The sequence below is a fragment of the Rheinheimera tilapiae genome (genome assembly GCF_042432165.1).
Taxonomy (GTDB): Bacteria; Pseudomonadota; Gammaproteobacteria; order Enterobacterales; family Alteromonadaceae; genus Pararheinheimera; species Pararheinheimera tilapiae.
Genome location: NZ_JBHLXP010000003.1, coordinates 882,737 through 895,053, shown reverse-complemented (window position 1 = coordinate 895,053; position 12,317 = coordinate 882,737). Strand labels below are relative to the sequence as shown.

The following is a 12,317-nucleotide window of genomic DNA, read 5'->3' as shown; positions in this document are numbered from 1 at the left end:
TTAATTGATAGCGTTGTCATGCGCAAAGTTTGTCTGACGCTAGCCGCAAAAGGAATACATCACAGGAGCAATAAAATGCAGATAGAACACCGACCGCAAGACAGTTGTTTTCTCTACCAGACCGGCCAGGCCGAAGCGCGGCTGGACTACCGGTTGTTGCAGAGCAACGGCCACGATGCCGTCGATTTTTACCACACCTTTGTGCCACCAGAGTTGCGCGGGCATGGCATCGCCGCTCTGTTGACAGAGGCTGCGCTAAGCTGGGCTCGACAGCAGCAGTTGCAGATCCACGCCAGCTGCAGTTATGTCGCGCGGGCACTATAAAACTTGCAATTTCTGTAAAATGTATACAAATTTACTTGGTGTATGCAAATTTAAAGAAGGCAGCAGCTTATGACCCAACAGCCACAGCAAGTTCAATCCGGTGAATCGCCTTTGCTGCGGGCGCCCGTGCCTGCCGGCTGGAGCGGCTCGCACTGGGTGGCGGGTTTTGTCGCTGTACTGGTTGGCTTTGCCAGCTCGGTGGCGATTGTCTTTCAGGCCGCAGCCGCAGCGGGTGCAAATGCTGCACAGATCGCCAGCTGGATTGGCATCCTGGGTTTTGCCATGGGGGTGACCTGTATCGGCTTCTCCTGGTACTTTAAAGCGCCGGTTTTGACGGCCTGGTCGACGCCAGGCGCTGCATTACTGGCGACCAGCCTAACCGGCTACAGCCTGGCAGAGGCGGTCGGTGTTTTTATGTTCAGTGCGTTACTGACGTTGTTATTGGGCCTGTCCGGCTGGTTTGATCGCGCGACCCGGGCGTTACCGCTTCCCCTTGCCGCCGCCATGCTCGCCGGTATTTTGTTGCAATTTGGCTTGGGTATTTTTCGGCATCTACCGCAAGCGCCGCTGTTGGTGATCGGCAGCGTGGTGCTGTTTGTGCTGAGCCGACGTTTTTTGCCACGTTACAGCATTCCGCTGGTGTTGCTGGCTGGCGTGGTGTTCACCTTGTTGCGCGGCGAGTGGTCGGTACAACAACTTGAACCTGCATTGGTGCAGCTGGAGTGGGTGTGGCCGCAGTGGAACTGGCAGGCACTGCTAGGCGTCGGATTGCCGTTGTTTCTGGTCACGATGTCGTCGCAAAACGTGCCAGGTCTCGCGGTGTTGCGCAGTCAGGGCTACCAGACGCCCGTGTCGCCAATTCTAACGGTGACCGGCTTATTGACGCTGGTGACAGCACCATTTGGCAATTTTTCTATTAATCTGGCGGCGATCACAGCAGCCATTTGCAGCGGGCCAGAAGCCCATCCGGATCCAACCTCACGTTATCGCGCCGGGATTGCCGCCGGCATTTTTTATTTGCTGACCGGCCTGGCCGGGTCGACCATTGTTGCTTTGTTTTTAGCCTTTCCGCCGGCATTAGTGGCAGTGGTCGCCGGGCTGGCGTTGCTGGTTACCATTGCCGCTAATTTATCGGTCGTTAGCCACGATGGACCTTATCGGGAGGCGGCAATGCTGACGTTTTTACTGACCGCGTCGGGCGTCAATTTCTTTGGTATTGCATCGGCATTTTGGGGACTAGTACTTGGGGTGTTGGTATTAGTGTTGCAACGGTGGCGGGCGTGATGAATAAAGCCGAATTATATCTGCAGATCCGCGACGATATCCGCCGCCGGTTCTGGCCACAGGGTCAGCCGCTGAAACAGCAGGCATTGGCAGACTACTATCAGACCAGTCGCATCCCGGTGCGCGACGCGCTGGCGCGTCTGGCGGCAGAAGGCTGGCTGGTCAGCGCCGGCAAAGCCAGTTTGATGATCCCGCCATTGTCAGCGGCGGAAGCGCAGGAACTGTGCCTGATCCGCCAACAACTGGAGCCGCTTGCGCTGCGTCTGGCGATCCCGCAGCTGAATTTCGCCATTCTTGGGGCGGCAGAAGATTGTCTTCGCGCGGCAGCGCAGGCGGGAGCTGACCCACTCCGCCATGGCGAGCTGAACTGGCAGTTTCATCAGCTGTTGTATCAGCCCTGCGCGATGCCGACGTTATTACAGTTATTGCAGCAGCTGCATCTGAAAGTGGAAATGTATTTGGGGTTTCAACAAGTTAGCCTGGGCTATGCTGCACAAAGTGCAGCCGAGCATCAGCAACTGCTGCAGTTATTGCGGGACGACCAGCCGGAGCTGGCGGTGGCATTGTTGCAGCGGCATATTGCCGAAGCGGCTGCAGCGTTACAGCAGCATCTGGCGTTGGTTTAAATCAGGAGCAAACGATGAATGATCCACAACTGGATGCTTTGATTTGCCCGCGCTGCGGCCGGCCGAACCAGTGTGCGGTAGTGTCGGGCAGCACAGACTGCTGGTGCCGGCAGCTGCCGCTATTGCCGCTGACAATAAGCAAAACCGCAGCACAGGCTGCGGTCTGTTATTGTCCGGGCTGCCTGGCCGAATTAACGGCGGCGGGCGACAGCCAGCAGGGCGCCGAGGCCCAGCAATACAAAGCCAAGGGCTCCGCCTGAGCTGCTGCTGTTCGTTTGTTGCTGCAGAATGGCGGTATTGGCTTTCGGATTCAGGCTGCTTGCGCTGTTCACTTCACTGTTCACCACGCTGATGCTTTCAATCAACACCAGATTGTCCTGAGTCACCGCGCGCTGAGCAGTAGCGTCAGCACTGGTGTAGTTGCGCAGTGGCACCCCGTTAAAACTGGCATTGAGCTTGTTTGGTAATGCAGCGATCGCATCGACTATTTCCATGCCATTGCCAGTGATTTGGCCAAACACAGTAAAGCCGGCGTTTTGCAAATCCAGTTGCGGATTACCGCCGCTGTTGTCGGCCAGATTGATAAACCATTGGTTGGTTGCACTGTTTGGATCGCCGGCAACTTTGGCCATCGCGATTGTGGCGCGAACGTTTGACCATTTTGGTTCGTTGCGCACCGGAGCCTGTTGTGCAACAGCACTAAAAGGCGACGCATTGTTGCCGCTGTATTTAAAACCGCCCCCCTGGATCACAAAACCAGGTTCGCTGCGGTGAATGAATGTTCCGTTGTAACTACCGGCTTTGACGTAACTAAGGAAGTTCGTCACAGTGGCTGGCGTTGTTTGGTCAAACAGATTTACTTCAAAATTACCCAAGCTGGTTTTCACCAGAACTACAGTCGCAAGCGCAGGCTGGGCAATACACATAGAGGTTAATAACGCGGCGAGCGGCAGCGGGCGCAGGATCTTTGACATCAGGGGTTCTCTCCATCAAGAAATGACCGTCAGCTTAACTGACGGCAGATTGCCACCGCGAGCAGCATTACATTTAGTGACGAATTGACTACAGAATGCTGTAATCCGCACCAAAGCGGTGATTGAGGCAGCTGGTTATTTGGCCGGCTGCGTGCTTAGTTGTTGCCAGTTGTCCAGATAATGACGGGCGTTTGGATGTTCACGCGCCTGTTCAAAATACTGGTGGGCTTTGTTCAGGTTACGGCTGACTACTTTACCTTCAAAATACAGCAGGCCCAGATAATAACTGGCGCTGATGCTGCCTTTGCCGGCGGCCTGTTGCAGCAGATCCACGGCTTTGGCCGGGTCCGCTTTGGTGCCTTTACCAAACAGATATAACAAGGCCAGCCGGTTTAACGCCGGCGCATAACCCTGTTCAGCGCCAAAGCTGTAAAAACGCACGGCACCGGCCGGATCTGCTGGGATACCTTCACCGTCATCCAGCATCACACCGGCATGAAAAGCACAGGCGGCCACCCCCTGACGGGAACACAGAAAAAACCAGCGACTGGCTTGCTGTGGATCGGCAGCGACCTGATCGCCATCTCGATACATATTGCCAAGTTTCAGCATTGCGCGGCCAAAGTAACGCTCTGCAGCCTGCCGGTAATAATCAGCGGCAGTGCGGCCTGGTTCGTTGAACCATTGGCGTTCCAAACCATATCCATACAGATAAAATGCTTCCGGATGGAACGATAACATGGCCCGACGCAACAATTGTTGCGCCTGCAGGCCTTGGTCCGCAGTTAAATCACCCAGTTGCATTACATCAGACACATACAGGTATGCTGCGGTTGTGCTGCCTTGCTCAGCCAGCTGTTTCAGTTGTGCAGTGGCGGTTGCTGCCGGCAACTGTTGATGTTCAATCTGAGCCAGCAAGGCAAAACTGGCGGCATCCGGGTGGCCTGCTTTGGCGGCGATCTGTAATTGTGTGATTGCAGCGGCGGCGTCTCGTTTGACCAGTTTGCCCTGTAACAGATAACGGGCTAACTGTACTTCCGCATGACCCGGGCCGGATTTTTCATTGATATACGCGACCAGTTCCTGGCTGGCTTGCTGGTGTTTTCCGCCAGTCAATTGTTGCTGGTGCAGTAAATGCAATAGCTGTAGTGCAGGGATATAATCCTGATCGGCCGCGTCGGTCAGCCAGCCAAGGCATTGTGCTTTGCTACTTTGCAGGGTGATCCCGGGTAATAAACTCAGTTCCGCCAGCGCGACTCGGGCTTGCAGTGAGCCTTGCCCAATCGCGGTCAATAAATAGCGTTCGGCCTCGGCATATTTGCCTTCTTCTGCCAGCACCCTAGCCAGCGCGACCATCATCGCCGGATTGCTTTTGGCCCCTTCAGGCAATAATTCTTTGCGCCAGCCATCCACCAGTCCGACAAAAGGAAACGGCAAGCCATCAATGGCGTGCAGATAGCGCTGGTTTTCAAAAAATACGACTTTGAGCTGATTATCGGCTGGATCGTAAGCGTGAACTTCGTAATGCATACTGTTGCCGGAAGAACCAAGCACGGCGTGATAGTCCTGCATTTGCATGCCGAGCAGGCCGAGCAATTCGTGTGCGTCGGCAAAAGTACTGATCCGCCAGGCGGAGAAACTGGCTTTGCCATTGCCACTGCGCAGGATGCCATCGCGCAGATAACTCTGATAAGCCAGCAGTTTGCGTTGTTGCTCAGGTTGCTGATGCTCTTGATAGCAGTTCAATGCCAGCCGGTAAAAGGCCAGATTCAGCAGATTTTGCCGCTGCCATTCCTGCCAGGGTAAGGTCAGGCATTGACTGATGTCAGTACGCATTAACTGCTCCTGCATCTGGCGCCAGCTTTGTGCACTCAAGTGCACTTGTCTGCTGGCTAAAAAGCTCAGATACAACTCTTCATAGGGGGGCAGGTCACTGGCCGCAGGCAGTGCTGTGGCGGTGCGCTCCCAGAGTTGGCCTGCTGGCGGGACAGCGATTTTGCTGGCGGCGGGCGTTTGCTGGCAACCACTAAGCAGCCAACATAAACAGAACAGGGTGGCAGTCGTCTGCCAGCGCAATAGTTTCAACGGCGGCAGGCTCAGTCTTGCTCAATCCAGGGAGTTTGTGGCAGCAGATCCAGATGCGCTTCGTAGCGGGGCAGATTAAATTCCTGCTGTTGTTCAACGACGGCAAACATTTCCGGAGCCAATGCACAGGCGATCAGTTCTAAGGCGTCTTCACGGCTATGACCGGTCATACACAAGCGCATCAGTGTTGCTTTAACTTTCAACGGATAACCATCTGCCAGTTGATTTTCAATGACTTCAAATAACAGTTGCTGATCGAGTTGTTCGCCGTTGTCCTGACTCATGTCCGGCTGTCTCCATGCTGCGGATTAAAGGCTGCAGCATGCCAGATTTGGCCAGCGCTGCCCAGCGGATATTTACTGGCTCTGGGGAATATGCGTTGTCGATATAGAAACAAAATAACGGCTGCGGGTTTGATTTGTCCCGCTACATATTGTTCAAATGGAAATCAATTACTTAAAAAGTGTGCTGATTTTCACACTTGCGGCACAGAATGTTGATCTGTATGTTGGTGGCCAATGTAAAGATCGGTGCAAAGACACTGACACGATGACCGGCAAACATCACCCACAGCACCTTCAAGTCAGTATTATCGATAGATAAAGAGAGTACAGCAGATGAGTTACGTCGATTTAGCGCTGGCGTTTTTGCCGCAGCTGGCACTGATTATTTTGGCCGCACAAGTATTTGGTTATCTGGCCAAGTTTATCGGTCAGCCAAAAGTGGTAGGCGAAATGATCGCCGGTGTGGTGCTAGGCCCGTCATTATTTGGTCTGTTCTGGCCAGAGCTGCAAAAAAGCATTTTTATTCCTGAGACAATGTCCATTCTGTATTTCGGCGCGCAGCTTGGCGTCGGTTTGTACATGTTTCTGGTGGGACTGGAGTTTAATACGCAGCTATTTCGAAAAAATGCGCGCAGTGCTATCGGCGTCAGTCTCGCCGGTATGATTGTGCCATTTGGTGTTGGTGCACTGTTGTGTCTGTGGCTGCTGGAAGAACCAGGTTTGTTTGCCGCCAATATTTCTTATGCCAACGCTGCTTTGTTTATGGGAGCTGCGATAGCGATCACCGCGTTCCCGATGTTGGCGCGGATCATTTATGAGCGTGGTTTAGCCGGCACTGCTCTGGGCACTCTGGCATTGGCTGCCGGCGCTATTGATGACGCCGCGGCCTGGGTGGTGATGGCTGTCGTATTGGCCAGTTTTGGCGGCGGCAGCTTGCTAGCCATCAAAGCGGCGGTCGGTGGTGTGTTATATGCCAGTTTGATGCTGACCAAAGCGCGTGGCTGGTTACAGCCGCTGGCGGATAAAGTTGAACAAAGCGGAGTGCTCAGTGCGGCGCAATTACTGCTGGTACTGGTACTGTTTGCGGTGTCAGCTTATGCGATGGAGTGGGTTGGCTTACATGCAGTGTTTGGTGGTTTCTTGCTCGGGATTGCCATGCCGCGCGGTAAACTGACAGAACTGATCACTGGCCGGCTCGAAAAAATCACTGTCTTTGTTTTGTTGCCAATGTTTTTCACCTATTCAGGGTTAAAAACCCAGCTGAACGTTTTGGCATCTTTTGATGTGATGCTCATTGCGTTGGCGATTCTGGCGGCATCTATTTTTGCCAAAGGCGTGGCCTGTTGGGCCGCCGCGCGCATTGGTGGTGCCGATAACCGCACGGCGATGGCCGTTGGGGCATTGATGAATGCCCGTGGTCTGATGGAGCTGATTATCATCAACATCGCGTTGAAATTTGGTGTGATAGAGCAAGGCTTGTTCTCCATTATGGTACTGATGGCAATTGTCACTACGTTAATGGCATCCCCGCTGTTCCATCTGGTCTATGGCCGGCATATGACAAAGCCGGAGAACAAACCGCCGGTACCGCCGTTAAATGCAGCGCTGAAGACTTAGGTGGTAAAGGGTTGAATGGTCGCAGGCAAGGAGATAGCACCTTGTCTGCGATTGTTTTTATAGACAGTTCACGTTCTACAGCTTTCCAATACCAGGCACTGTGGCTGCTTGTTTACCGCAGTGTTGCAATCAATGCCCAATCAGCCATTGATAAGCCAGATCCGGTTCGCTGAATGCATTTCTAATGCCCCGTCAACGTTTAACGCCCCGCCGGAATTTGCTGTTGGTTTAAAATGTTTCGATTCATTCGTGACAACAATCCTTTTGGTCCAATCTTAGTTCAGCTGTATTGCTGGAAAATTCCTCGATCTGTCCAGAGCTCGAAACGTTGATGGTGCAACATGTCAGCAATCGTTGCCTGAGCATTTTGCGGCCCCGGCTAGCGCGGCTTTTGATAGCTGACAGCGAGACTTTTTCCAGCGCTACCAGCGATTGCAGCGGCTGTCCGGCAAAGTCCGTTGCTAACAAAGTATTGCGATAGAGCGGCGGTAAGGACTGCACCAGTGGTTTGAGGCAACGGGCAAGGTCCTGTTCAATGTGATGGTCATCAGTGTCAACGGCGGCTAAATCGTCAGGCAGGGGATCTGTCGGACGCTTTGCCCGATAATGGTCAATGACGCTATTGCGGGCGATAGTGTACAGCCAGGCTATCAAATTGGCTGGAGTGTCGCCGCGCTGTATGGCATTGATTGCTTTAAGAAAAACATCCTGCAATAAGTCTTCAGCTAACACAGGGTCAGTGACTTGTTTACGGATAAATCCCAGCAAGGACTGCTGCAAGTTTTGATAAACCACGGCTAAATCCGCTTGAGTAGTTTGTTGAACAGTCACAGACATCATTGCACCTTTAGGTTGAACTTGTTGCAGTAGACGAGCGAATGATAAAAGGTCGCAAGCTATATTACTGCCCCCCAAATCCCTCGCCAGATTATAGCTTTTGCACCTGAGTCATTTTTTGCGACCTTTTTTCAACAGATACGTCTTGTGCTTTGACCTCATTGATCCATCGATTAAGGAATACATCATGTCAGACACTATTCGTTCAGCTTTACCTATTGCCATTATTGGTGCAGGCCCGATTGGCCTGGCAGCTGCCGCTCATTTAGTAAACCGTGGTTATGCGATAACGCTGTTTGAAGCCGGCACCAGTATTGCGGCAAATTTGCACAGCTACCGCCATGTTCAGCTGTTTTCGCCGTGGCAGTACAACATCGATCCGATTGCTGCTGAGTTGCTGCAGCAGGAGACTGGCTGGAAGTGGCCTGAGTCAACTGCACTGCCAACGGCGGGCGCAGTGATTGATCAATATTTGCTGCCTCTTAGTGCTTTGCGCAGTATTGCGCCATTCCTGCGGGTCAATGCAAAAGTATTGGCAGTTGCACGACAAGGTTTTGATAAGGTCAAAACGCAAGGCCGGCAAGGAGCACCATTTGTGTTGCGGGTGCAAATGAGTGAGGCTGTAGAGGAGTTTTTAGCCAGTGCTGTGATTGACGCATCTGGTACCTGGTCGCAGCCGAGTCCGATGGGGGCTCATGGTTTACCTGCGCTGGGGGAATTGGAAAATGCCAATGCTATCAGTTATGGCATGCCCGATGTGACAGGTCGTGATCGGACTAAATATGCGGGCAAAAAAGTCTTAGTGGTAGGCGCTGGACATTCAGCTATCGGCAGTTTACTCGCATTAGCATCGTTAGCTGAGCAAGGTAGTCATACCCGAGTCGTCTGGGCAGTGCGTGGACACGATATTTCCAGAGCATTTGGTGGCGGTGACGCTGATGCTTTACCTGCTCGCGGCGCACTGGGAATGCGCTTGCATAAATTCATCGCTGACAGGCGTGTAGAGGTTCACATTGGTTTTAAAACCCACGCCATTACGCAGAACAATAGTGGTTTGACCGTGATAGCTGCTGATGCCAGCCTGCCGCATATAACCGATGTGGATCACATTATCGTTGCTACCGGCTCTCGCCCGGATCACAGTCTGAGTCGTGAATTGCGTACTCAGCACGACCCTTGGCTGGAAAGTACGCTGCAACTGGCGCCATTGATCGATCCAAATGAGCATAGCTGCGGCAGCGTTCGTGCACATGGTCACCGCGAGTTGGCGCATCCTGAACCAGGTTTTTATGCGATTGGTGCCAAGAGTTATGGCCGCGCGCCGAACTTTTTAATGGCCACCGGCTACGAGCAAGCACGCTCAGTGGTTGCGGCAATTGCGGGCGATATAGTCGCTGCAGACAACCTCCAACTTACTCTGCCTCAGACTGGCGTTTGTGCTGGCGGGCCGCTTGCAGATGATGGATCTGGCGCCGGCGGTTGCTGCGCTCCGATAGTGTCTGCACCTGCCAAGACTGCGGGTTCTTGCTGTAGTCCAGGCGCGCAGCCCGAGCAGATCAGTGCTGGTTGCGCTGACAGAACTAAAGCGAACAGTCAGGTATCATCGCCGCGTTCTTGTTGTGGTTAACCCGACACCATGAGTCATTTGCCCGCATCTGGTTGCGCGACCGCACCTTACCGCCAATCTTGGGTCTGGCTGTTTTTGGTGCTACTGATGCTGTTATCTGTGCTTGGAGTGTGCGCATGGTGGCGGTCCCAGCAACGGGCAGATGAGAACTGGCCCCAGCTTAGATACCAAAAAATGCATGAATAGTTTTAAAGACAAAAGGCCTGCAACATTGCTGTTGCAGGCCTTGTTTATCTGTCTGATCAGGCACTTTTAGCGTTGTTCTGGCACACTGTTACAGCGACAGTGCTTTTTCACCACGTGAAATGCCTGATACACCAGTCCGAACCACTTCCAGAATCTGGGTGTTGCACATCGCTTCAATAAAGGCTTCCAGCTTGTCCGACGTTCCAACCACCTGAATGGTATAAGTGGTCGGCGAGACGTCGATGATTTGGCCGCGGAAGATGTCGGCGCAGCGCTTCACTTCTTCGCGTTGATCGCCGCTGGCTTTGACCTTGACCATCATAAGTTCACGTTCGATATGCGCGCTCTCGCTCAAATCGACCAGTTTGACTACCTCAATCAGCTTGTGCAGTTGTTTGGTGATTTGCTCGATGACCTGGTCGTCACCCCGGGTCACCAGTGTCAGCCGTGACATAGTCGGGTCTTCGGTGGCCGCCACAGTCAGTGAATCAATGTTGTAACCGCGTTGGGCAAACAGGCCCACGACACGGGCTAAAGCGCCAGATTCGTTTTCCAGCAATACCGCAATAATATGGCGCATGTTAAGTCCGCTCCGTTTTGCTCAGGAACATGTCATTCATGGCACCACCTGGTACCTGCATCGGGTAAACGTGTTCTTTTGGATCAACATGAATGTCGAGGAACACCAGTTTATCTTTCAGCGCGAATGCCTTTTCCAGCGCGGGTTCCAGCTCTTCCGGGCTGGTCACGCGGATGCCGACATGGCCATAAGCCTCAGCCAGTTTGACGAAGTCGGGCAGTGAATCCATGTAAGAACTGGAGTAGCGGGAGTCATAGTTCATGTCCTGCCACTGCTTCACCATGCCGAGGTAGCCGTTGTTCAGATTGATGATTTTGACGCCAAGACCATATTGTTTGCAGGTCGACAGCTCTTGGATATTCATCTGGATTGAACCTTCGCCGGTGACACAGACCACTTCGGCTTCCGGATAATGCAGTTTGACGCCCATCGCCGCCGGCAGACCAAAACCCATGGTGCCGAGGCCGCCGGAGTTGATCCAGCGGTTTGGTTTGTCGAATTTGTAATATTGCGCGGCAAACATCTGATGCTGGCCAACGTCCGACGTGACATAGGCATCGCCTTTGGTGTGACGCCAGACCGCTTCGATTACTGCCTGAGGTTTCAGCAGGTCGGTGCGGTGTTCAAACCGACCGCCATGCACTTCACGCCATTGATCGATTTGCTGCCACCACTGGCCAAGCGCGGCCTGATCCAGCGTGTTGCCGTGTTTTTCCAGCTGATGCAGCATTTCCTGCAACACAGGCTTCACCAGACCGACGATTGGTACATGCGCCATGATAGTTTTGGAAATACTGGCCGGATCGATATCGATATGGATGATGGTCGCGTTCGGGCAGAATTTTTTCGTGGCGTTGGTGACCCGGTCATCAAAACGGGCACCGACAGCAAAAATGACGTCAGCATTGTGCATGACCTGGTTGGCTTCGTAAGTGCCGTGCATACCGAGCATGCCGATAAACTGCGGGTCTGTCGCAGGGTAAGCGCCAAGCCCCATCAGCGTATTAGTGACCGGCAGATTGAGCTTCTGTGCCAATTCCGTTAACTCAGCCGAGGCCTGACCTAAAATCACGCCGCCGCCGGCATACAGTACCGGTTTTTTCGCCGCTAATAAGGTCTGCAGCGCTTTTTTGATCTGGCCTGGATGGCCTTTGGCGTTCGGGTTATATGAGCGTAGTTTGATGTCTTTTGGATATTCGTATGGGAACTTCTGGTTCGGCATCGTCATATCTTTAGGAATATCCAGCACCACAGGGCCTGGACGACCACTTTGGGCAATATAAAAGGCTTTTTTCACCAGCGCCGGAATATCAGCTGGGTTTCGCACCGACATATTGTGTTTCACGATGGGGCGGGAAATACCGAGCATGTCGGTTTCCTGGAAAGCATCGTCGCCGATCAGATGGCTCATGACCTGACCACAGATCACCACCATCGGAATAGAATCCATATAGGCAGTGGCAATACCGGTCACAGCATTGGTGGCGCCGGGGCCTGAGGTGACGAGCACCACGCCGGCTTTTCCGCTGGCACGGGCATAGGCATCCGCCATGTGAGTGGCGGCTTGCTCATGACGGACCAGCACATGTTTTACCTCGGTTTGCTGAAACAGCGCATCGTAGATATGTAACACGGCACCGCCGGGGTAACCATAAACGAATTCGACACCTTCATCACGAAGGGCCCGAATCAGCATGGCGCCGCCAGACAGCAGTTCTGGTTGGTGTTGTTGGCTCATTTTTACTCAGGTCTCATAGTTTGCGTAGGCAAAGGTTTCCCGTGCAGCCAAAAATGGCATGCCGGTGTGGTTCTTGTCTGTGGACAAGTAATTCTGCTTACGTGGGGAATTCACAGCGGTAAGGCGGTGAAAAAAATCAAACTACGGCCTTTATC

At 53.2% G+C, this 12,317-nt stretch carries 12 protein-coding genes; 6 read left to right on the top strand and 6 right to left on the bottom strand.

Annotated features, from left to right (window positions below):
* The first annotated feature begins 75 nt into the window (after window positions 1-75).
* The 4 genes from ACFFJP_RS14810 (at window position 76) to ACFFJP_RS14795 (ending at window position 2,494) form a co-directional block, all read left to right on the top strand.
* On the top strand, window positions 76-324 hold the full coding sequence (locus ACFFJP_RS14810; RefSeq protein ID WP_377245641.1) for a GNAT family N-acetyltransferase: 249 nt from the start codon (window positions 76-78) through the stop codon (window positions 322-324).
* Between the two features lie 69 nt (window positions 325-393).
* Window positions 394-1,608: a benzoate/H(+) symporter BenE family transporter gene (locus ACFFJP_RS14805; protein ID WP_377245638.1), complete on the top strand. Its 1,215-nt coding sequence runs from the start codon at window positions 394-396 to the stop codon at window positions 1,606-1,608.
* A complete protein-coding gene (locus ACFFJP_RS14800) occupies window positions 1,608-2,234 on the top strand; it encodes a GntR family transcriptional regulator (protein WP_377245635.1) in 627 nt (208 codons plus the stop codon). Before ACFFJP_RS14805 ends, ACFFJP_RS14800 begins: the two co-directional genes overlap by 1 nt.
* A 14-nt stretch (window positions 2,235-2,248) precedes the next feature.
* Window positions 2,249-2,494, top strand: coding sequence for a cysteine-rich CWC family protein (locus ACFFJP_RS14795; RefSeq protein WP_377245632.1), 246 nt, complete (start codon window positions 2,249-2,251; stop codon window positions 2,492-2,494).
* On the opposite strand, the gene ACFFJP_RS14790 is transcribed toward ACFFJP_RS14795, so the two are convergent.
* From ACFFJP_RS14790 to ACFFJP_RS14780, 3 genes are all read right to left on the bottom strand, one after another.
* Window positions 2,426-3,208: a peptidylprolyl isomerase gene (locus tag ACFFJP_RS14790; protein ID WP_377245629.1), complete on the bottom strand. Its 783-nt coding sequence runs from the start codon at window positions 3,206-3,208 to the stop codon at window positions 2,426-2,428. The genes ACFFJP_RS14795 and ACFFJP_RS14790 overlap by 69 nt on opposite strands.
* A gap of 135 nt (window positions 3,209-3,343) precedes the next feature.
* The gene (locus tag ACFFJP_RS14785; protein WP_377245626.1) at window positions 3,344-5,293 is read right to left on the bottom strand and encodes a tetratricopeptide repeat protein; all 1,950 of its coding nucleotides are present in this window, start codon (window positions 5,291-5,293) and stop codon (window positions 3,344-3,346) included.
* 11 nt (window positions 5,294-5,304) lie between these two features.
* Window positions 5,305-5,577 carry a hypothetical protein gene (locus tag ACFFJP_RS14780; protein WP_377245623.1) on the bottom strand — a complete coding sequence of 91 codons (273 nt, stop codon included), beginning with the start codon at window positions 5,575-5,577 and terminating at the stop codon, window positions 5,305-5,307.
* A 333-nt stretch (window positions 5,578-5,910) separates the two neighbouring features.
* Here ACFFJP_RS14780 and ACFFJP_RS14775 point away from each other — a divergent pair, with 333 nt between their 5' ends.
* Window positions 5,911-7,194: a cation:proton antiporter gene (locus ACFFJP_RS14775; RefSeq protein WP_377245620.1), complete on the top strand. Its 1,284-nt coding sequence runs from the start codon at window positions 5,911-5,913 to the stop codon at window positions 7,192-7,194.
* 243 nt (window positions 7,195-7,437) lie between these two features.
* On the opposite strand, the gene ACFFJP_RS14770 is transcribed toward ACFFJP_RS14775, so the two are convergent.
* The gene (locus ACFFJP_RS14770; RefSeq protein WP_377245617.1) at window positions 7,438-8,031 is read right to left on the bottom strand and encodes a sigma-70 family RNA polymerase sigma factor; all 594 of its coding nucleotides are present in this window, start codon (window positions 8,029-8,031) and stop codon (window positions 7,438-7,440) included.
* A 187-nt stretch (window positions 8,032-8,218) separates the two neighbouring features.
* Between ACFFJP_RS14770 and ACFFJP_RS14765 the strand changes: the two genes are divergently transcribed.
* Window positions 8,219-9,658 (top strand): FAD-dependent oxidoreductase, encoded by a 1,440-nt coding sequence (locus tag ACFFJP_RS14765; RefSeq protein ID WP_377245614.1) that lies wholly within the window; start codon window positions 8,219-8,221, stop codon window positions 9,656-9,658.
* A gap of 274 nt (window positions 9,659-9,932) precedes the next feature.
* Here ACFFJP_RS14765 and ilvN read toward each other — a convergent pair whose 3' ends face one another.
* Complete coding sequence (gene ilvN, locus ACFFJP_RS14760) at window positions 9,933-10,424, bottom strand: acetolactate synthase small subunit (RefSeq protein WP_377245611.1); 492 nt, start codon at window positions 10,422-10,424, stop codon at window positions 9,933-9,935.
* Window position 10,425: 1 nt separating this feature from the next.
* Window positions 10,426-12,162 carry an acetolactate synthase 3 large subunit gene (locus ACFFJP_RS14755; protein ID WP_377245608.1) on the bottom strand — a complete coding sequence of 579 codons (1,737 nt, stop codon included), beginning with the start codon at window positions 12,160-12,162 and terminating at the stop codon, window positions 10,426-10,428.
* Window positions 12,163-12,317 lie beyond the last annotated feature (155 nt).

Coding starts and splice junctions, on each gene's coding strand:
- ACFFJP_RS14810 (WP_377245641.1), top strand. CDS start 76: ATGCAGATAGAACACCGACCGCAAGACAGTTGTTTTCTCTACCAGACC.
- ACFFJP_RS14805 (WP_377245638.1), top strand. CDS start 394: ATGACCCAACAGCCACAGCAAGTTCAATCCGGTGAATCGCCTTTGCTG.
- ACFFJP_RS14800 (WP_377245635.1), top strand. CDS start 1,608: ATGAATAAAGCCGAATTATATCTGCAGATCCGCGACGATATCCGCCGC.
- ACFFJP_RS14795 (WP_377245632.1), top strand. CDS start 2,249: ATGAATGATCCACAACTGGATGCTTTGATTTGCCCGCGCTGCGGCCGG.
- ACFFJP_RS14790 (WP_377245629.1), bottom strand. CDS start 3,208: ATGTCAAAGATCCTGCGCCCGCTGCCGCTCGCCGCGTTATTAACCTCT.
- ACFFJP_RS14780 (WP_377245623.1), bottom strand. CDS start 5,577: ATGAGTCAGGACAACGGCGAACAACTCGATCAGCAACTGTTATTTGAA.
- ACFFJP_RS14775 (WP_377245620.1), top strand. CDS start 5,911: ATGAGTTACGTCGATTTAGCGCTGGCGTTTTTGCCGCAGCTGGCACTG.
- ACFFJP_RS14770 (WP_377245617.1), bottom strand. CDS start 8,031: ATGTCTGTGACTGTTCAACAAACTACTCAAGCGGATTTAGCCGTGGTT.
- ACFFJP_RS14765 (WP_377245614.1), top strand. CDS start 8,219: ATGTCAGACACTATTCGTTCAGCTTTACCTATTGCCATTATTGGTGCA.
- ilvN (WP_377245611.1), bottom strand. CDS start 10,424: ATGCGCCATATTATTGCGGTATTGCTGGAAAACGAATCTGGCGCTTTA.
- ACFFJP_RS14755 (WP_377245608.1), bottom strand. CDS start 12,162: ATGAGCCAACAACACCAACCAGAACTGCTGTCTGGCGGCGCCATGCTG.